17 protein-coding genes and 1 tRNA gene are annotated in these 19,225 nt (G+C 38.0%); 10 read left to right on the top strand and 8 right to left on the bottom strand.

Features of this window, described 5'->3' with window-relative positions:
- The first annotated feature begins 5 nt into the window (after positions 1 to 5).
- Positions 6 to 1,004 carry an NAD(P)H-quinone oxidoreductase gene (locus ABLB96_RS17425; RefSeq protein WP_348897904.1) on the top strand — a complete coding sequence of 333 codons (999 nt, stop codon included), beginning with the start codon at positions 6 to 8 and terminating at the stop codon, positions 1,002 to 1,004.
- Between the two features lie 201 nt (positions 1,005 to 1,205).
- Positions 1,206 to 2,081, top strand: a complete 876-nt coding sequence (hchA, locus tag ABLB96_RS17420) for a glyoxalase III HchA (protein ID WP_348897903.1) — start codon at positions 1,206 to 1,208, stop codon at positions 2,079 to 2,081.
- 9 nt (positions 2,082 to 2,090) lie between these two features.
- On the opposite strand, the gene ABLB96_RS17415 is transcribed toward hchA, so the two are convergent.
- Both ABLB96_RS17415 and ABLB96_RS17410 read right to left on the bottom strand, forming a co-directional pair.
- Positions 2,091 to 2,163, bottom strand: a tRNA-Arg gene (locus ABLB96_RS17415).
- Positions 2,164 to 2,239: 76 nt separating this feature from the next.
- Positions 2,240 to 3,595, bottom strand: coding sequence for an amino acid permease (locus tag ABLB96_RS17410; RefSeq protein ID WP_348897902.1), 1,356 nt, complete (start codon positions 3,593 to 3,595; stop codon positions 2,240 to 2,242).
- 379 nt (positions 3,596 to 3,974) lie between these two features.
- Between ABLB96_RS17410 and prpF the strand changes: the two genes are divergently transcribed.
- The 3 genes from prpF to ABLB96_RS17395 all read left to right on the top strand — a co-directional run bounded on the left by prpF (position 3,975) and on the right by ABLB96_RS17395 (position 6,662).
- Positions 3,975 to 5,162 carry a 2-methylaconitate cis-trans isomerase PrpF gene (prpF, locus tag ABLB96_RS17405; RefSeq protein ID WP_348897901.1) on the top strand — a complete coding sequence of 396 codons (1,188 nt, stop codon included), beginning with the start codon at positions 3,975 to 3,977 and terminating at the stop codon, positions 5,160 to 5,162.
- 160 nt (positions 5,163 to 5,322) lie between these two features.
- Positions 5,323 to 6,234 (top strand): polyprenyl synthetase family protein, encoded by a 912-nt coding sequence (locus ABLB96_RS17400; protein WP_348897900.1) that lies wholly within the window; start codon positions 5,323 to 5,325, stop codon positions 6,232 to 6,234.
- A 59-nt stretch (positions 6,235 to 6,293) separates the two neighbouring features.
- The gene (locus ABLB96_RS17395) at positions 6,294 to 6,662 is read left to right on the top strand and encodes an MmcQ/YjbR family DNA-binding protein (RefSeq protein WP_348897899.1); all 369 of its coding nucleotides are present in this window, start codon (positions 6,294 to 6,296) and stop codon (positions 6,660 to 6,662) included.
- A gap of 67 nt (positions 6,663 to 6,729) precedes the next feature.
- Here ABLB96_RS17395 and ABLB96_RS17390 read toward each other — a convergent pair whose 3' ends face one another.
- The 4 genes from ABLB96_RS17390 to ABLB96_RS17375 all read right to left on the bottom strand — a co-directional run bounded on the left by ABLB96_RS17390 (position 6,730) and on the right by ABLB96_RS17375 (position 9,790).
- Positions 6,730 to 7,584: an SPFH domain-containing protein gene (locus tag ABLB96_RS17390; RefSeq protein ID WP_348897898.1), complete on the bottom strand. Its 855-nt coding sequence runs from the start codon at positions 7,582 to 7,584 to the stop codon at positions 6,730 to 6,732.
- Between the two features lie 28 nt (positions 7,585 to 7,612).
- On the bottom strand, positions 7,613 to 8,074 hold the full coding sequence (locus tag ABLB96_RS17385; protein ID WP_348897897.1) for an NfeD family protein: 462 nt from the start codon (positions 8,072 to 8,074) through the stop codon (positions 7,613 to 7,615).
- A 105-nt stretch (positions 8,075 to 8,179) separates the two neighbouring features.
- On the bottom strand, positions 8,180 to 9,097 hold the full coding sequence (locus ABLB96_RS17380; protein WP_348897896.1) for a patatin-like phospholipase family protein: 918 nt from the start codon (positions 9,095 to 9,097) through the stop codon (positions 8,180 to 8,182).
- 57 nt (positions 9,098 to 9,154) lie between these two features.
- Positions 9,155 to 9,790, bottom strand: coding sequence for a lysophospholipid acyltransferase family protein (locus tag ABLB96_RS17375; RefSeq protein WP_348897895.1), 636 nt, complete (start codon positions 9,788 to 9,790; stop codon positions 9,155 to 9,157).
- Between the two features lie 127 nt (positions 9,791 to 9,917).
- Between ABLB96_RS17375 and ABLB96_RS17370 the strand changes: the two genes are divergently transcribed.
- From ABLB96_RS17370 to ABLB96_RS17350, 5 genes are all read left to right on the top strand, one after another.
- On the top strand, positions 9,918 to 11,165 hold the full coding sequence (locus tag ABLB96_RS17370) for an MFS transporter (RefSeq protein ID WP_348897894.1): 1,248 nt from the start codon (positions 9,918 to 9,920) through the stop codon (positions 11,163 to 11,165).
- 543 nt (positions 11,166 to 11,708) lie between these two features.
- A complete protein-coding gene (locus ABLB96_RS17365) occupies positions 11,709 to 13,025 on the top strand; it encodes a DcaP family trimeric outer membrane transporter (RefSeq protein WP_348897893.1) in 1,317 nt (438 codons plus the stop codon).
- A 185-nt stretch (positions 13,026 to 13,210) separates the two neighbouring features.
- Positions 13,211 to 14,860 carry a phosphoethanolamine--lipid A transferase gene (locus ABLB96_RS17360; protein WP_348897892.1) on the top strand — a complete coding sequence of 550 codons (1,650 nt, stop codon included), beginning with the start codon at positions 13,211 to 13,213 and terminating at the stop codon, positions 14,858 to 14,860.
- 14 nt (positions 14,861 to 14,874) lie between these two features.
- Entirely contained in the window at positions 14,875 to 15,549 is a 675-nt protein-coding gene (locus ABLB96_RS17355; protein ID WP_002051287.1) for a DNA-binding response regulator PmrA, read from the top strand.
- 25 nt (positions 15,550 to 15,574) lie between these two features.
- Complete coding sequence (locus ABLB96_RS17350) at positions 15,575 to 16,909, top strand: ATP-binding protein (RefSeq protein ID WP_348897911.1); 1,335 nt, start codon at positions 15,575 to 15,577, stop codon at positions 16,907 to 16,909.
- Here the strand turns inward: ABLB96_RS17350 and ABLB96_RS17345 are convergent, their stop codons facing one another.
- On the bottom strand, positions 16,910 to 17,608 hold the full coding sequence (locus ABLB96_RS17345) for a phosphatase PAP2 family protein (protein WP_348897891.1): 699 nt from the start codon (positions 17,606 to 17,608) through the stop codon (positions 16,910 to 16,912).
- A 258-nt stretch (positions 17,609 to 17,866) separates the two neighbouring features.
- Positions 17,867 to 19,054, bottom strand: a complete 1,188-nt coding sequence (locus ABLB96_RS17340; protein WP_348897890.1) for an ammonium transporter — start codon at positions 19,052 to 19,054, stop codon at positions 17,867 to 17,869.
- Between the last annotated feature and the right edge of the window lie 171 nt (positions 19,055 to 19,225).

The raw sequence follows: 19,225 nt of genomic DNA, 5'->3' as shown, positions 1-19,225 counted from the left end.
TATTAATGAGTCTTCCAACAACCATGAAAATTGTTGAAATTACGGTTCCCGGCGGACCTGAGGTCTTAAAACTTCAAGATTCAGATGTTCCAGTTCCTCAAGCAGATGAAGTATTAATTGAGGTAAAAGCTGCTGGAATTAACCGTCCGGATGTTTTGCAGCGTATGGGTTTATACCCAATGCCAAAAGGTGTAACGCAAATTCCGGGACTAGAAGTCGCTGGGGTAGTGGTTGCTGTAGGTGACCAAGTGCAACAGTTCAAAGTTGGAGATAAGGTCTGTGCTTTAACCAACGGTGGTGGTTATGCAGAGTACTGTGCTGTCACTGCAACACAAGTATTACCAATCCCTGAAAATTTATCATTTACTCAAGCCGCTGCGATTCCGGAAACATTTTTTACAGTTTGGGCAAACCTGTTTGATATAGGACGTTTAAAAGAAAATGAAACAGCACTCATTCATGGTGGTGCAAGCGGTATTGGGACTACAGCTTTAACGATTTGCCATGCTTTAGGGATTAAAACTTTTGCTACAGTTGGAAGTGAAGATAAAGTTGAAGCACTTGCTAACTTAACGACAGCAATTAACTATAAAACCCAAGATTTTGAGCAAGAAATTTTAAAACACACCCAAGATCAAGGTGTTGATGTGATTTTGGATATTGTGGGTGGTTCGTATTTCTCGAAAAACTTGAATCTTTTAAAACGCGATGGTCGACTGGTCATTATTGGTTTTATGGGCGGTCGAATTGCAAAAGAATTTGATTTGCAGAAACTGATTTTAAAACGTGCAACTATTACTGGCTCAACGATGCGTGCTCGTAATAGTCAGGAAAAAGCCCAGATTGCTCAGTCCTTACATGAACATGTGTGGCCGCTTTTAGCTCAAGGTAAGTGTTTACCTCAAATCTATAAAACCTATGATTTTTCAGATGTACAAAGTGCCCATGCATGTATGGAGCAAGGCGATCATATTGGAAAGATCGTTTTAGAGATAAGTGCTTAATTAAATTTGAGATAGTTTAGGTGAACGGTATGTTTGCCTAAACTGAACTTTATAATTCTTTATTGTGCCTATTTCTATATAAAAATTGCCAAATTCTACTGGCTTGTTGCACCCGTTTCTTGATCTCAATATAAATTTACTAAGAAATAATAACTGGCTTAAAGCTGTTATTTCGTTCTTCAACTCTAAAGGATGATAACAATGAATACCCCAGCATCAAATGATAAAAATCCGACTCCAGATTTGGCAGAAGATAATGCATTCTTCCCATCACCATATTCACTGAGCCAATATACTGCTCCTAAAACAGATTACGATGGTACGACTTATTCAGCGCCATATACAGGTACAAAAAAGGTCTTAATGATTGCGACTGATGAGCGCTATATCCAGATGCAAAATGGTAAGTTCTTTTCTACAGGAAACCACCCAGTAGAAATGCTTTTACCGATGTTTCATTTAGATAATGCTGGCTTTGAAATTGATGTTGCGACCCTTTCAGGTAATCCTGCTAAACTTGAAATGTGGGCCATGCCAAAGCAAGAACAAGTGGTATTAGATACTTTCCATAAATATGCCGATAAATTAAAAAATCCGCTAAAACTTGCCGATATTTTAGAAAAAGTAGTTAGTGAAAACTCTCCATACGTGGCTGTATTTATTCCGGGTGGGCATGGTGTTTTAGCTAAGATTCCACATAGTCTCGATGTCAAAAAAGTTCTTACGTGGGCAGTTGAACAAGACAAATTTATTATTACATTATGTCATGGTCCAGCTTCATTACTTGCTGCAGCACTAGACGAACAGCCTGAAAATTATATTTTTAAAGATTATCAAATTTGTGTATTCCCTGATTCGTTAGACAAGGGAGCAAATATCGATATTGGTTATATGCCAGGCGCTTTACCATGGTTAGTCGGTGAGAACCTTGAAAAACTTGGTGTGAAGATTTTGAACACTGGTATTACAGGGCAATGCTATAGAGACCGTAAATTATTAACGGGCGATAGTCCGCTTGCTTCTAATAATTTGGGCAAGCTTGCAGCTGAAACATTGCTGGCTGAAGTGAAGGATTAATTAAATGCGTGCGCCCTGCGGGACTCGAACCCACGTCGGTCGCTTAGGAGGCAACTGCTCTATCCAGTTAAGCTAAGGGCGCATAATTTTATGATTATAAACAAAAAAGCCATTGCCTAAGCAATGACTTTTTATAGTTTTAAGTACAAAAAATTAGATTACTGCTCTTTAGAATTAAGGACTTTAAATAAAATAAACATGAGAACGATCCAGATCGGAATCATCATCACAGATTCTTTAAAGCCTTGGCTCCACATAATGTAGAGGACAACAGCAATGAAACCTAAAACCAAATAGTTACTAAATGGTGCCCAAAGTGCAGGGAAGTGAGTTTTTTGACCGAGTTTTTTCATTGCTGATTTAAACTTGAGGTGAGTCATACTGATCATTGCCCAGTTTAATACCAATGCCCCAACTACAATGTACATTAAGTGGCTTAAAGCATCTTCAGGTACGAAGTAATTTAAAAGAACACAGCCAAAAATCAGTAATGCAGATAACAAAACTGCTGGTACAGGTACACCTTGTTTATTTACTTTTTTGAAAATTTTTGGCGCATTGCCTTGTTGAGCTAAGCCATAAAGCATACGGCTATTGGCAAACATCCCACTGTTATAAACAGAGAGGGCAGCGGTTAAAATAATAAAGTTAAGTAAGTGTGCAGCCCAACCAATACCCATTTGGCTAAAGATCATAACAAATGGACTTTTGTCGAGACCGCCAAGATCTAATTGGTTCCATGGCACTAATGAAAGTAAAATTGCCAATGAACCGATATAGAAAATCAAGATACGGAAAACGACTTGGTTAATTGCTTTTGGAATGGTTTTTTTTGGATCTTTTGCTTCTGCCGCAGCCATACCAATCAGTTCAATACCACCAAAGGCGAACATCAAGAAAGCCAACATATAGAACAGGCCACTAAAGCCATTTGGAAAAAATCCGCCGTGAGACCAAAGGTTACTAAATGAAATGCTTGAACCCACATCTGCTGTAAATAGCAAATAAAGTCCAAAAATAATCATTGAGATAACCGCAACAACTTTAATAATAGCAAGCCAGAATTCGGACTCACCATAAAATTTGACGTTAGTTAAGTTAATTGCCGTAATCACGACAAAGAAAAATAAGACAGACGTCCACGCTGGAATATGAGGCCACCAATAGTTAATATATTTGGCTACCGCGGTGAGTTCGCTCATCGCGACCAGTACGTAGAGTATCCAATAATTCCATCCAGCTAAAAATCCGGGAAATTTCCCCCAATATTTATAAGCAAAATGGCTGAACGATCCTGCAACAGGTTCTTCAACAATCATTTCTCCCAAGTGGCGCATAATTAGAAAAGCAATTAAGCCACCAATGGCATATCCTAAAATAATGGATGGTCCCGCAGATTGAATCACTTGCGCCGAGCCTAAAAATAATCCGGTACCAATTGCTCCACCCATAGCAATTAATTGGATATGTCGATTTTTTAGTCCTCGTTGCAGTGTAGAAGATTCGTTGGTCAAAGGTCTTCACTCACTATGAATAAGTAAATTATTCTAATAGATGGATTTATTTTAGCCTAGACTACAAATTAACTAGGGGTGACTGAAAAGTAACGCTAAAAAATATTTAAAATCATTAACTTGCTTTTAATAATTAAAGAATGGGTGAAAATTATTCTAAAAATATATTTTTTGATAGACTCTTTTTCGCATAATTTTGCTTAATTCGGTCATTGCGAGCATGAGTTGAAATTCTCAAAATAAGTTTGCGTCAATACGATTGATGTATAAAACCATTATGCTATCTCTTGATCATAAAACGATTTAAGATGAGGCGGATGACTAAATAAGTCTGTTTGTTTCGAGATATAAAAACACAATAGTAAGGATAACAGTTGATATGAGCTCAGTACCACAAATTAAAATTCCAGCAACTTATATGCGTGGTGGAACCAGTAAAGGTGTATTTTTTAAACTTGATGATTTGCCGGAAAGAGCTCAGGTTGCAGGTCAAGCAAGAGATCAACTTTTACTACGAGTTATTGGTAGTCCAGACCCGTATGGAAAGCAAATTGATGGGATGGGCGGGGCTACTTCAAGTACCAGTAAAACTGTTATTTTGGCTAAAAGCACCCAGCCAGATCATGACGTAGACTATCTGTTTGGGCAGGTTTCAATAGATCAGGCATTTGTAGACTGGAGTGGTAACTGCGGTAATTTAACGGCTGCTGTTGGCTCTTTTGCGATTTCAAATGGCTTGGTTAATGCCGAACGTATTCCAGAAAATGGCCTTTGCACCGTTCGAATCTGGCAAAAAAATATTCAAAAAACCATTATTGCACATGTACCTATCACCAATGGTCAAGTTCAAGAAACTGGCGATTTTGAGCTGGATGGGGTGACGTTTCCTGCTGCTGAAGTTCAAATTGAGTTTTTAGACCCAGCTGATGATGGTGAAGAAGGCGGCGACATGTTCCCAACAGGAAACGTGGTTGATGAGTTAAACGTTCCTGAGATTGGCAGTTTTCAAGCAACATTTATTAATGCCGGTATTCCAACCATTTTCTTAAATGCAGAAGATTTAGGCTACCAAGGTACAGAGCTGCAAGATCATATTAATGGTGATGTGGCAGCACTGGCACGTTTTGAAAAAATCCGTGCTTATGGTGCTGTACAGATGGGCTTAATTAAAGACATTTCAGAAGCAGTGGCACGTCAACACACACCAAAAATTGCTTTTGTTTCTAAACCAAAAAACTATACAGCCTCAAGCGGTAAGGCAGTTTCAGAAAACGATGTCGATTTACTGGTTCGAGCATTGTCGATGAGTAAATTGCATCATGCCATGATGGGAACAGCAGCAGTTGCAATTGGTACAGCAGCAGCAATCCCGGGTACACTAGTTAATTTAGCGGCTGGTGGTGGTGAGCGTGAAGCGGTACGTTTTGGTCATCCATCTGGGACATTACGTGTTGGTGCTCAAGCTGAACTTACAAATGGTCAATGGGTCGTGAAAAAAGCCATTATGAGCCGTAGTGCACGTGTCTTAATGGAAGGCTGGGTACGCGTTCCGGGCGACAGTTTCTAAAAGCCATCTGTATGAAGAAGCCTCTCTATCATGTAGAGGCTTTTTTACTTGTGACATCAATAACTCATCACGCACTTTTCACAGCGAATCGTGTATGATGTAACACACGAATGTTTCATTACATTCAATAAAATTTCTCTACTGATTTTACGAGGCGACTGTGTCATCACTCTCTCAAGTTAATGCGGATGTTTTAAAACAAGCTCAACAACGTATTCAACAAGATTTATTGACGACACTCGCTGCATTTTCAATTCCTGAACCTTTAAAAAGCGCAGTACACCATGCGGTTATGCTTGGTGGAAAACGTGTGCGCCCAGCTTTGTGTTATGCCACAGCTTCTTTACAGACAAATCCCAATTTTGCCGCAGCTCGCCGTGCTGCGGTTGCAGTAGAGTTAATTCATTGTTATTCATTGGCTCATGATGATTTGCCTTGTATGGACAATGACTTGCTTCGCCGTGGTCAGCCAACTTGCCACGTGGCGTTTGGTGAAGATACTGCGTTGCTTGCCGGTGATATTTTACAATCAATGGCTTTTGAAGTTTTAGGTAGCCGTTTGTTTGATGAACAAGGGCAGGGTACCGATGCTACGATTGTTTTAAAACAAATGCAGATTTTAGCAACAGCCAGCTCTAAAATGGTTTGTGGACAAGTTTTAGACTTACAAGCAGAAGCTAAGCAAATTTCACAAGATGAGCTTGAAAATATCCATCGTAATAAAACAGGTGCACTGATTCAGGCAGCTATCATGATGGGTGCGGTAACAATTTTCTCAGGATCAGATCAGGCGATTCCAAAGTTGCGCCAATACGGACAGGCGATTGGACTCGCTTTTCAGGTACAAGATGATATTTTGGATATTACTTCAAGTACTGAAACTTTAGGTAAAACAGCTGGTAAGGATGAACAAGTACAAAAGTCGACTTATCCTGCTTTAATGGGACTAGAACAAGCACAGGTTTATGCAAAAGAATTGCATGACCAAGCTTTTGAAGCTTTAGCGCATTTTGGTGAAAACGCAAAAGAATTAATCGAAATTTCACAGTTTCTTTTAGCGCGTACCAATTAATAAAAATATTAAATTAATCATCCTGCTGTATTCATGTTCATTGAATAAAGGAGAAAAGAATGAATGGCGAACAACTCCATCAAGTTGCAATAGAGATTGCGCGTAGTATTCCTTTTAGTGAGCAGACTTATCCATTTGGTCCGGAGTATGAAGTTTTTAAAATTTTAGAAAAAATTTTTATGCTGGCAGCAGAAGTAGCAGGCATCAAAATGATTAATGTCAAATGTGATCCGTATAAAAGTCAGGAATATCAGGAGCTTTATCCATTTATTATTCCCGGTTATCACATGAATAAAAAACACTGGATCTCAATTAAACCACATAAAGATTTAACCCGTGATTTACTTCAAGATTTGATTCATGACTCTTATGATTTAGTCGTGAAAAAACTACCTTTAAAAGATCAGAAAAGATTAAACAACCAATAGTCTATAAGAAAAAACGGCGACTTACTGTCGCCGTTTTTATTTCAATGACTTATTTAAAGCAATTAAATTAATTATGTTTTCCCATAATGCCACGAATTGTATTTAAAACATCGGCAGGTAACACAACAGTCTTGGCATTACTCGATTTCGCCATGTCTTGCATTGCTTTAACGTACTGTTCACCTAGCAGGTAAGCTACCGGAGTTTCTTTATCGCCCACTGCACTTGTCACCATTTCAATCGCTTTTTGAGATGCTTCTGCTAAGACAACTTGTGCTTCTGCATCACGGCGAGATGCTTCTAAACGACCATCTGCTTCTAAAATTGCAGCTTGTTTTTCACCGTCAGCTCTGGTTACTGTGGCACGACGTTGACGTTCAGCAGCGGCTTGAGCTTCCATGGCAGCTTGCATGGTTGAAGATGGCTGAATATCTTGAATTTCTACAGTTTTTAACGTGATACCCCAATCGGAAATATCATCAGAAATCGCAGCTTTTAACTTCGCTTTGATATGATCTCGTGAAGACAAGGCATCATCTAGATCCATCTCACCAACAATCGAACGTAATGAAGTTTGTACAAGGTTTTGGATGGCCCATGTATAGTTTTCAATACCGTACACTGCTTTTTCTGGTGTGGTTAAATTAATATATGCCACAGCATTCATGAGCAATACAGCGTTATCACGTGTAATCACTTCTTGCGAAGGAATATCTAGCACAATGTCTTTAGTGGTAATTTTATAGGCCACATCATCAATATAAGGAATAACAAAATTAAGGCCTGGGTTAAGAGTCGTATGGTATTTACCTAAACGCTGAACAATCCATTTATAACCCTGAGGAACAATACGTACCCCTTTAAAAATGGTAACAGCAACAAAAGCCAAAAAGGCTAAAACAATAATTGTACCAACTGGCATGAAAAGACCCTCTCTTTATCTTTAATGTTTATGAAGTACCGTGAGACTGAACAATTAAGTCATTACCTGAAATATCAATAACTCGAACTCGATCACCAACTTTAACAGGGGTAATGCTTCGACAGTTCCATTCATCGGCGCCTAAAATAGGCATAGGGAAACGAACAATAATTTGTTCATGGTCAAGTCCCGTTTGAATCACCATACCAATTTGTCCAATGGTGGCTTCTCGCGGTAAACCTGCTTTAGTTCTATCAATTGATAAAGGTTTAATAAATTTAAACCAAAGAATGGTGCATAGCACCGATAAAACAATCCACAACACAATTTGAGTTGTAAGACTAATATCTGGAAATAGCCAATAGAGAAAACAGACCATAATGGCTGCAATACCAAACCAGAGAGCGGCAAAGGCTGGGAGAATCAGCTCAGAAAGAATAAGTAAGATACCCAATACAAACCAGTGCCAAGGTTCTACAACAAACTCCATAGATCTGCTCTTTTATATATCTTTATGAAGGGTAAAAGTGATCTCATATCACTTTTACCACTGTAGCAGATGATGGGAAGTGTGGATAGAAAAAAACCAATTCAATTAAAATTTAGGGCGTGGTGCTGGCTTAAATGCTGCTGGAGATTTTTTAAAGTTTGCAATTGCAGTTTCAACTTGGCGTATTTGTGCCTGAGCAGCTTTTTCACCTTCTAAAATAGCTTCATTGCTTGATTTTAAATCGAGCGTACCTAAGTGCCCAACTTTAGGTTGAATCACCACATTAGCTTGCTTTAGTTCTTCATTAATAGTTTGTTGGCCCATAATATTAATGGTCTGGTCAAGTAAACCCCACATATTCGCTGGGCGATTTCCTGCCGGGCGTGCTGAAATATCAACAGCAATGACAATATCGGCACCCATATCACGGGCTGTTTTTACTGGAATTGGACTTACCAAGCCACCATCCACATATTTTTGATTGCCAATAGTGGCTGGTACAAATACGTTTGGAATACTACAAGAAGCACGCACCGCTTGACCTGCATTACCTTTAATAAAGTCTGCTTTTTGGCCATTATCAAGACGTGTTGCTACCGCTGCAAAACGAATTGGGAACTTCTCAATTGGCTTGTTGCCCACGTTGCGATTCACGTAGTCCTGAAGCTTTTGTCCAAGAATAATGCCTTGACGGTTAAGTGTTAAATCACGAATATCCGATTCTTGTAACTTCAGCGCTAGACTTTGGAGTTGATAAGGTGTTTGTCCACTCGCATAGATACTTCCTACAAAACTGCCGGCGCTTGTACCCGTTACAATTTTAGGTTTAATACCATGCGACTCTAAGACTTTAATTACACCAATATGTGAAAATCCTTTTGCTCCACCGCCTCCTAGAGCAAGTGCGATAACTGGTTCGCGTGGTTTAATTGAGGTAGTCGGTGTTGGTGTTTTGCTGAATTTATCACAGCCAAATAGGGCTAGAGAGATAAATCCGATAGTGGCAAATTGAGCAATCTTCATCTTTAAAAAACAATCTATGGCAAGATAAATTAAGATGGCTCATGAGACCAGATTCGCTCAATTTTTGCTAGGTTTTTTTACAAGATTTTGTAAAGGCTCTGCCAGCCAATTCGGGTTTTTCGGTGAAATTTTTCCTTCATAACGCTTAAAAATCTTGGCGAGATCTTCATCATAATTTCCGCTAGGAATTAAATGGCCTAAGCAATGAATGGTTTTGCGGTCATAATCAAAAGAGAACATCACAATCGGAATATCGGCTTTTGCAGCAATATGGTAAAAACCACTTTTCATTTTTTTGGCTTTTTTTCGTGTACCTTCTGGTGCCATGCCAATCCAGATTTTGTCATAGTGCCGAATAGTGGCAACCACTTGTTCAGTCAGGCCATTGGCAGAGTCACGTTTTACGGGAATAACACCTGCCCAATCTAGAAATCGTTTAAAAGGTGGTTTAAAAAGGCTATCTTTACCTAGTACCGTAATCTGAATACCCAGTCCAAAAATTGCGAGAAAGCCATACCAGCCATCAATATTAGAGGTATGAGGGGAAATAATGGCCACTGCTTTTGGAAAATTAGGAACTTCGCCTTCTATTGTCCAGCCTTGTGCCAAAAAAAGTTTCTTAAATAATACCCGGCTTAAAGCATTCCCACGTTGAGGAACCTTTGGGGGCAGATTAGGGAAATGTTGTTCCATATTTTTAAGTTTTAGATGATCCTTTAGTTTATCTTAAACTTTTGAAATATATGGTTCATTGGCAAAATGTAAGAACAACCTGACATTTGATGTTATTCCTCATTAAACAAATAAAAAGTAGGTATATATGTTTCGGCAGCAAAATCTCTATGTTCTGCTATTTTCCTTATATTGGGCGCAAGGCTTGCCCGTTGGATTTATGACTCATGCTTTACCCGTAATATTGAGAGCTCAAGGTGTATCCTTGGCTCATATCGGTGGTTTTGGGTTATTAATGTTGCCGTGGTCAGTTAAAATATTTTGGGCGCCGTGGGTAGACCGACATGCAATATCACATTTAGGTCATTATCGAAGTTGGATTATTCCCACTCAACTTTTAACTGTCTTTGTACTTTGTGCCTTATCATTTTTTCCTATTCATAGTTTAGATCAGCCTGTTTATCTATTCATTTTTTTTATAGTACTGCTGTTTATGAACTTAACAGGTGCAACGCAAGATATTGCTACCGACGCTTTAGCTGTCAATCTACTGCAACATGACCAACAGCATTGGGGAAATACATTTCAAGTCGTAGGTTCTCGTCTTGGATTTATTGTGGGTGGGGGAGCGGTATTGTGGTGTTTAGATTGGCTATCATGGCAACCTACCTTCTTATTATTAGCGGCTTTAGTCTTTATCAATACGCTACCAATTTTACTATTTAAGGAACCTGCCCATACTTCTCATGTAACTCATCAAGGTAATCAATCAAACTTAGTCACAAAAATTAAGGCATATTTGAATTACTTTTCCCAAAATAAAGAACTTCGCTCTTGGCTAATTGTGCTTATCACTTTTAAAGTGGCAGATGGCCTAGCTGGGCCCTTACTTAAACCTTTAATGGTTGATATGGGACTAAGTTTTACCCAAATTGGTGTTTATATTACGATGCTGGGAGCTTTGGCTGCTTTATTAGGAGCTTTAATTGCGGGTTGGATGCTGAAACATGTTGATAGAGCTATCTCACTCATTAGTTTTTCAATATTAAAAATTATGAGTTTAGGTGCCTATATCTATTTGGCTTATGCCTATGAACAAAAGCTAAATATAAATGTGTGGCTTATCTATGCTGTAAATGCTTTGGAAGATGCTTTTGTAGCCATGCTCTTGGTTGTGATGTTGACCTTGGTCATGCATTACAGCCGAAAAAAATACGCAGGCACGGATTTTACTTTTCAGGTCTCAATCATGGCGACAGTCAGCGGTGGTCTCTATAGCTTTAGTGGCGTCATTGGAGATTTACTGGGTTATTTCCATTATTTGATAGCTATTGTCATTATTGGAATACTATTTTTAATTCCGATGTACATCTGGAAGGCAAATAGAACTGTATAAAAAATGACATTAAGTAGATGAAATAAAGAGACTTAAATATAGTTAAGCCGTATTGAAATATTGCTTTATCAGTTTTAGAGATTATTTTGAAAATGTATATTTTTAGCTATTTAAATGGCATATTAATTATGCCATCTTGTTGGGGGTGCGAATGCGAGCTCAAAGGAGAAAATGGACTGGGTTAACAAGAAAAATCATGTGAATCAACTAAGACCGGCAAAAAAATGTTCAATCAGATGAGATATTAGCCTAAAGTCTAAAAAAGAATAATGAAATAATGATTTAATCATTCTATAAGATAAGAGAGTTGTGTAGGATTCGTTACAACATGAAGTTAAGGTAAAGGTTCTGTAACCAAAAGTATGTTTTTATTCTTCTGGTCTGGAATTTTTTAATCTTACCCAGCGTTACAATTGGTCTTGATTGCGGTAATAAAATTAATGCAATCAAATTTGGAGGATGGTTGATTCTTTAGTGCTTAATGGTCACACGAATCAACTTGGCACGGATAAGCAACATAAAATATATTTTTAGGAGTTTTTGATGGATCTATTCCTTAATCGTAAATCGTTTGTTGTTAAAAGTTTAGCTATTACAGTAACAGCTTTAATGATGAGTGGGGCAAATGCAGCATCTTCTGAAAAAGAGGAAATTCAAAAACTTCGCCAAGAAGTTGAAGCATTAAAAGCATTGGTTAAAGAACAACGCCAAGTACAACAGCAACAGCAACAAGTACAGCAACAACAGCAAGTACAATTAGCTGAAGTTAAAGCACAGCCTCAACCTGTTGCAGCTCCAGCTTCTCCTTTAGCAGGATTTAAATCTAAAGCTGGCGCTGATGTGAACCTTTATGGTTTTGTTCGTGGTGATGCTAACTACATTATCGAAGGTGCTGATGACGACTTTAACGTTGTAAATAAAGTCGGTGGCAGTACACCTACTACAAAAGATAAATTACGTGCTACAGCGAAAACTACACGCCTTGGTTTAGATTTTAATGCGCCTGTTGGCGATGCTAAAGTGGGTGGTAAACTCGAAGTCGATTTTGCTGGTTCAACATCAGATTCAAATGGCTCATTACGTATCCGTCATGCTTATGTAACGTATAACAATTGGTTATTTGGTCAAACAACATCTAACTTCTTGTCAAACCATGCGCCAGAAATGATCGACTTCTCGACAAACATTGGTGGTGGTACTAAACGTGTACCTCAAGTACGTTATGGCTACAAGTTAGGACCAACGACACAATTGTTTGTTTCTGCTGAAAAAGGTGATAGCACTACTGCAGCAACAGGCGATAGTATTAAGTATAGCTTACCTGCATTAACTGCTAAAATTACCCAAGGTTATGCAGACGGTAGAGGTTCTGCATCAGCTCGTGCTTTAGTAGAAAATTATAAATCATCAATTGCTGATGATAATAAAACGGGTTGGGGTATTGCAGCAGGTACAGACTTTAAAGTGTCTGATCCTTTAAAACTTTTTGCTGATGTTTCATATGTAGTAGGTGATAGTAGCTATTTGTATGGTAGTAACGCTGCTTATACTTTAGATGCTAATAAAGATATTGAGCAAAATAAATTTGTTGCTGTACAAGTAGGTGGTACTTATAAAATTTTACCTAACTTACGTTCAACTTTAGCGTACGGCGCACAGTTTGCTGATGATGGCACTGATTATGCAAAAGCATATACAGCTGGTAACGAGAAAGTTCAACAAGCATGGATCAACTTTATCTATACGCCTGTTAAACCAATTGATTTAGGTCTTGAATATATCAATGGTAAGCGTGAAACGTTTGCTGGTGACTCTTACAAAGATAACCGTATTGGTTTAATGGCTAAATACAGTTTCTAATTTCTTAAAGATTTAGGTCCGAATGAAGTCGAGGTTCAAGTTGACCTCGGCTTTTATTTTTTAATTTAATTACATAATGTAAGGCTTTTCGAAATGGTTTGTACTGATCATTCTATTATTTAAGTCATTTTTAAGTTTCAATTTTTACATTAGAGCATCATAAAAAAAGGTCGTAGTAACCAGAGATGCTGAGTTTTTTTTCTAAATTAAGAAATAAGCAGATTTCCCTGTTTATGTTCAACTTCATTATAGCCGTTTGGTTAGGCGCAATTCTAAATATTGGTTTTTATAAGAAAGTTCACCTGTTGACACCATATTTAGGTATTAAAGCAAGCCTATTCTTAGCTGCCACTGTAGTGATTGTTGTTGCTACCTATTATGCAGCTTTACAAATTTTAAACTGGAAGTGGACAGCCAAAATTTTTGCCATTGTGTTGGTATTTATTGGCGGTTTTAGCTCGTACTTTGTAAATACTCTAGGTGTCATTGTTTCACCTGACCAAATTCAAAATATCGTACAAACTGATGTCTCGGAAGCTACAGATTTACTCTCTTTGCGGTTTTTATTCTGGACTATTTTCTTTGTCGTTTTACCTATTTTTTTAATTACTCAGGTAAAATTCAAACAAGAAAAAATACTTCCGCTTTTACTTAAAAAGGTACTTTCAATCGCCCTTGCGTTTGCAGTTGTAGGCGGTTTGCTGTTTACTTATTATGTTGATTTTGCAGCAATATTTAGAGAACATCGTGATTTGAAAGGGATGATCTCTCCGCAGAATACTATTTCTTCGGTTATGTCTTATTATCGTAAAAAAGCGCCTAAGAAAAATCTTCCACTTGTGAAATATGGTGAAGATGCTCAACAAGTTCAACAAAATCAAAACAGTTTACCTAAACTGATGGTGCTTGTAGTGGGTGAAACTGCACGTGCTGAAAGCTTCTCACTTAATGGTTATGCAAAAAATACTAATCCAGAGCTTTCTAAACAAGATATTTTAAACTTCTCGCAAGTGAGTTCATGTGGTACTGCAACAGCAGTTTCTGTGCCGTGTATGTTCTCGGGTATGCCACGTTCTGACTATGATGAGCAATTAGCAAGTCATCGTGAAGGATTATTGGATATTGCAAAACGCGCAGGCTATCAGGTGACTTGGATTGATAATAACTCAGGTTGTAAAGGTGCGTGTGATCGCGTTGAACAATATCAAATTCCAGAAAACCTAAAGCAAAAGTGGTGTAAAGATGGCGAATGTCTTGATGACATTCTTATTGATAGCTTAAAGCAATATTTGGCTTCTATTCCGAAAGATGATAAACGTCCACGTTTAGTAGTATTGCATCAGATGGGTAGCCATGGACCAGCATATTACAAACGCGCACCTGAAGGATATCAACCATTTAAACCAACTTGTGATACTAATGCGATACAGGGTTGTTCACCAGCCGAATTAGTAAATAGTTATGATAATACAATCGTCTATACAGACCATGTATTAAGCCAGATGATTAATACTTTAAAAGAAGTATCGAATTATCAAACTGGTTTCTGGTATTTATCTGATCATGGTGAGTCGACAGGTGAGCATGGCATGTATTTGCATGGTTCTCCTTACTCAATCGCACCGAGCCAACAAACACATATTCCAATGATTATGTGGTTCTCTGAAAGCTGGAAACAACAAAATCTTGCTCAAGTAAATTGTTTAAACCAACAAACCAAACAAAAGTTAAGTCAGGATAATTTATTCCCAAGTTTGTTAAGTTTGCTGGATGTAAAAACTCAGGTCATTAATCCTCAACTGGACATGTTGCACTCTTGTGCCCATGTAAACTAAAGCGAGCCTAGAACATGACAAAAATCTTGATGATTGAAGATGATTTTATGATTGCAGAGTCAACGACTACGTTGCTGCAATATCATCAATTTGAGGTGGAATGGGTCAATAACGGTTTAGATGGTTTGGCTCAATTGGCTAAGAATAAGTTCGATCTCATTCTTTTAGATTTGGGATTGCCAATGATGGACGGTATGCAAGTTTTAAAGCAGATCCGTCAACGAGCAGCAACGCCAGTTTTAATTATCTCTGCACGTGACCAGTTACAAAACCGTGTCGATGGTTTGAACTTGGGTGCAGATGACTACTTAATTAAACCTTATGAGTTCGATGAGTTACTTGCTCGCATTCACGCGTTATTGCGCCGTAGTGGAGTAGAAGCTCAGCTTGCTAGCCAAGATCAACTCTTAGAAAGTGGTGATCTAGTTTTAAATGTTGAACAGCATATTGCAACATTCAAAGGACAACGTATTGATTTATCAAATCGTGAGTGGGCAATCTTGATTCCGCTGATGAGTCACCCAAATAAAATTTTCTCAAAGGCTAATTTGGAAGATAAGTTATATGATTTTGATAGTGATGTAACCAGCAACACGATTGAAGTATATGTCCATCATTTAAGAGCTAAGTTGGGTAAAGACTTTATTCGAACCATCCGAGGGCTGGGTTACCGTTTAGGGCAATCATAATTTAAGATTTCGGGACTTCATGAACGTGCATTATTCATTAAAAAAACGACTGATTTGGGGCACCTCAATTTTCAGTGTCATCTTAGGTTGTATTTTAATTTTTAGTGCCTATAAGGTTGCACTTCAAGAAGTCGATGAAATTTTAGATACTCAAATGCAGTATTTAGCAGAAAGAACAGCTGAGTATCCTTTAAAAACAGTAAGTAGTAAGTTTGATCTACATCGAACTTATCATGAAGAAGATTTATTTTTAGATATCTGGGCTTATAAAGACCAAGCTAATTTATCCCATCATCTTCACTTATTGGTTCCTCCGGTCGAACAAGCAGGTTTTTATTCACATAAAACTGCCGAAGGTGTAGTCCGTACCTATGTTTTGCCGTTGAAAGACTACCAAATTCAGGTGAGTCAACAAGAACGGGTTCGTGAAGCTTTCGCATGGGAGCTTGCGGGCAGTATGTTCATTCCTTATTTAATCATTTTACCTTTTGCGATATTTGCTTTGGCCGCCATTATTAGTCGTGGTTTAAAACCAATAGATGATTTTAAAAATGAGTTAATGGAACGAGATTCTGAGGAGTTAACCCCAATTGAGGTGCATGACTATCCTCAGGAGCTTTTGCCGACCATTGATGAAATGAATCGTCTGTTTGACCGTATTTCTAAAGCACAAAATGAGCAGAAGCAATTTATTGCGGATGCTGCTCATGAGCTGCGGACACCTGTTACTGCCTTGAATCTACAAACGAAGATTTTGCTCAGCCAATTTCCGGGACATGAGTCATTGCAAAACTTAAGTAAAGGTTTAGCACGTATTCAGCATTTAGTTACGCAGCTTTTAGCTTTAGCGAAGCAAGATGTGACTTTAAGTATGGTTGAACCTACAGGATATTTTAAGCTTAATGATGTGGCTTTAAATTGTGTAGAGCAATTGGTCAATTTAGCGATGCAAAAAGAAATTGATTTGGGCTTCGTTAAAAATGATCCAGTCGAAATGCATAGTATTGAGCCTACAGTACATTCGATCATTTTTAATTTAATTGATAATGCAATTAAATACACACCACATCAGGGTGTTATTAATATCTCGGTTTCTACCGATGCAGATAACTTTGCCTGTATTCAAATTGAAGATAGTGGTGCAGGCATCGACCCTGAAAATTACGATAAGGTGCTTAAACGCTTTTATCGAGTGCACCATCATCTTGAAGTGGGAAGTGGTCTAGGTTTATCAATTGTTGATCGTGCAACTCAAAGATTGGGTGGAACTTTAACTCTAGATAAGAGTTTAGAACTTGGTGGTTTATCAGTTTTAGTGAAGTTACCTAAAGTTTTGCATTTACATGAAACAAGAGCTTGATTAATTAAGCTCTTGTTTTAATTGCTTTTCAAATTCAAAACGATGAATGCAAATTGCATAAAATACAATATTGACTGCCCAAACGACCCAACCCGTCCATAAGTTATGACTTAGGAAATGCGCTCCTCGCATCATTTGTGCCCAACCCATCATAAATCCTAATAAAATGCCGGAAAATAAATAAAAGTAAGCACGCTTAGGTTGTTCAAGACGATAAACGAAATAACCTGTCATTAAGATAAAACCAGCGCTAGCATGACCGCCTGGAAAACAATGACCATGTTTAGCTGTAAAGTCCCAAATATAACCACCTAAACTATTAGGATGAACCATATTCCAAGGGCAGGCATGAGCAGATTGTGATTTTAATAAACCGACTATACCGCTACCAATCATACTGACAAAAAACATGTAACCGTATTGCCAGCGATAGATTTTTAACTTTTCTACTTTAAATGATGCAAGCCAGAGAACCAAAAACATCACATAAACAGCGGTAATAATATGTTTTACGATTTGATGGTTGAGCTTTTCAAGATACCAATCTTCTCGATTAAAAAATTGACCTGTTGAATCAATCCAAGGCTGGATGAGATACATATCAATTTTTCCACCAACTGGAAATACAAATAAAAGTATAAAAAAACTAACAGCAAGAAAAATAAGTTGAAGCTGAAAGAAATGTTTTTGTTGATTCATTGTGTTGTAACATCAATTTAAGCGTGAATTGAGGGCATTACATAAAATAAAACTTAAATTGTTCTTAAACTAAACAGGATTTCACTTATAAATCTTAAAGTAATATTAAAATTAATATATTTTTCAATATCCTAAATCAATTAAATGTTGGCTTAAAAGCATGCTTTTTAATCAATGATAAATGTTTTTATTTAAAAAAATTATTTATAGATGGCAATATGAAGCAGGATATTTAAATCCTGCTTCATAATCTTTAAATTAAAACATCCCTTCTTCAGAGTTGGCAGAGATTTTATGAATGGATAAATCTGCACCTCTAAACTCATCTTCTTGAGATAAGCGGATACCAATGGTTGCTTTAAGGATGCCATAAACAATAAACCCACCTGCAAGCGCAATAGTAATGGCGAGTGCTGTACCAATGAGTTGAGAGATGAATGAAACACCTCCTAACCCACCAAGCCACTTTTGACCAAACAGACCTACGGCAATACCACCGAATGCACCGCATACACCATGTAAAGGCCACACACCAAGTACATCATCTACTTTGAGTTTGTTCTGAGTGTAGGTAAATAAGTACACAAACATTGCACCGGCTGCACCACCAATAATAAGTGCACTAACAGGGTGAACAATGTCAGACCCCGCACAGATTGCGACCAAGCCAGCAAGTGGACCGTTGTGTAAGAAACCAGGGTCATTTTTTCCAATTGCATTTGCCGTAATGGTTCCACCTACCATTGCCATAAGAGAGTTAATCGCAACCAGACCAGAAATAGCATCAAGGCGTTGAGCACTCATCACATTAAAGCCAAACCAGCCCACGATTAAAATCCATGAACCGAGCGCCAAAAATGGAATAGAAGAAGGAGGGTGAGCACTTACACGTCCATCTTTTTTATAACGACCAGAGCGAGCACCCAATAAAATAACCGCCGCCAATGCGATCCAACCGCCCATAGCGTGGACGACTACTGAACCCGCAAAGTCATGAAAGGCTGCGCCAAAGGTCGTTTCTAACCACTTTTGTAGACCGTAGTTTCCATTCCAGACCATGCCTTCGAAAAATGGATAAACCAGACCAACTAAAGCAAGTGTTGCAATCGCTTGTGAACGCATTTTGGCGCGTTCAGCAATACCTCCTGAAATAATCGCAGGAATTGCTGCAGCAAAAGTCAATAAAAAGAAACAACGCATGAGGTTGTAGCCATGATCATTTGCTAGAGCTGTACCATCATGGAAGAAATGTTGGCCATAAGAGATGTAGTAGCCAACAAAGAAATAGGCGATAGCAGAGAGGGCGAAGTCAGTCAGAATTTTACTAAGCGCGTTCACCTGATTTTTATGGCGAACTGTACCAAGTTCCAAGAATGCAAAACCTGCGTGCATGGCAAGAACCAAAACTGCACCAAGTAATAAGAAAAATAGATCTACATTTTGCATAGCATGCTCGAAAAAAGTGCTAAATTCCATTTTGGAACAAATCTGGGTCTGTAAATTGCACCAAAATAGATTTAAGGAATCTAAAAACTTAAGTTTGTCGAAACAAACTCAATTGCATAAAAATGAATATGCAATAAGCGCACCAATTTGGATTATAAAAGTAGTTTTTGG

The organism is Acinetobacter sp. XH1741, from assembly GCF_041021895.1.
GTDB lineage: Bacteria > Pseudomonadota > Gammaproteobacteria > Pseudomonadales > Moraxellaceae > Acinetobacter.
This window is presented reverse-complemented; position numbering and strand designations above follow the sequence as displayed.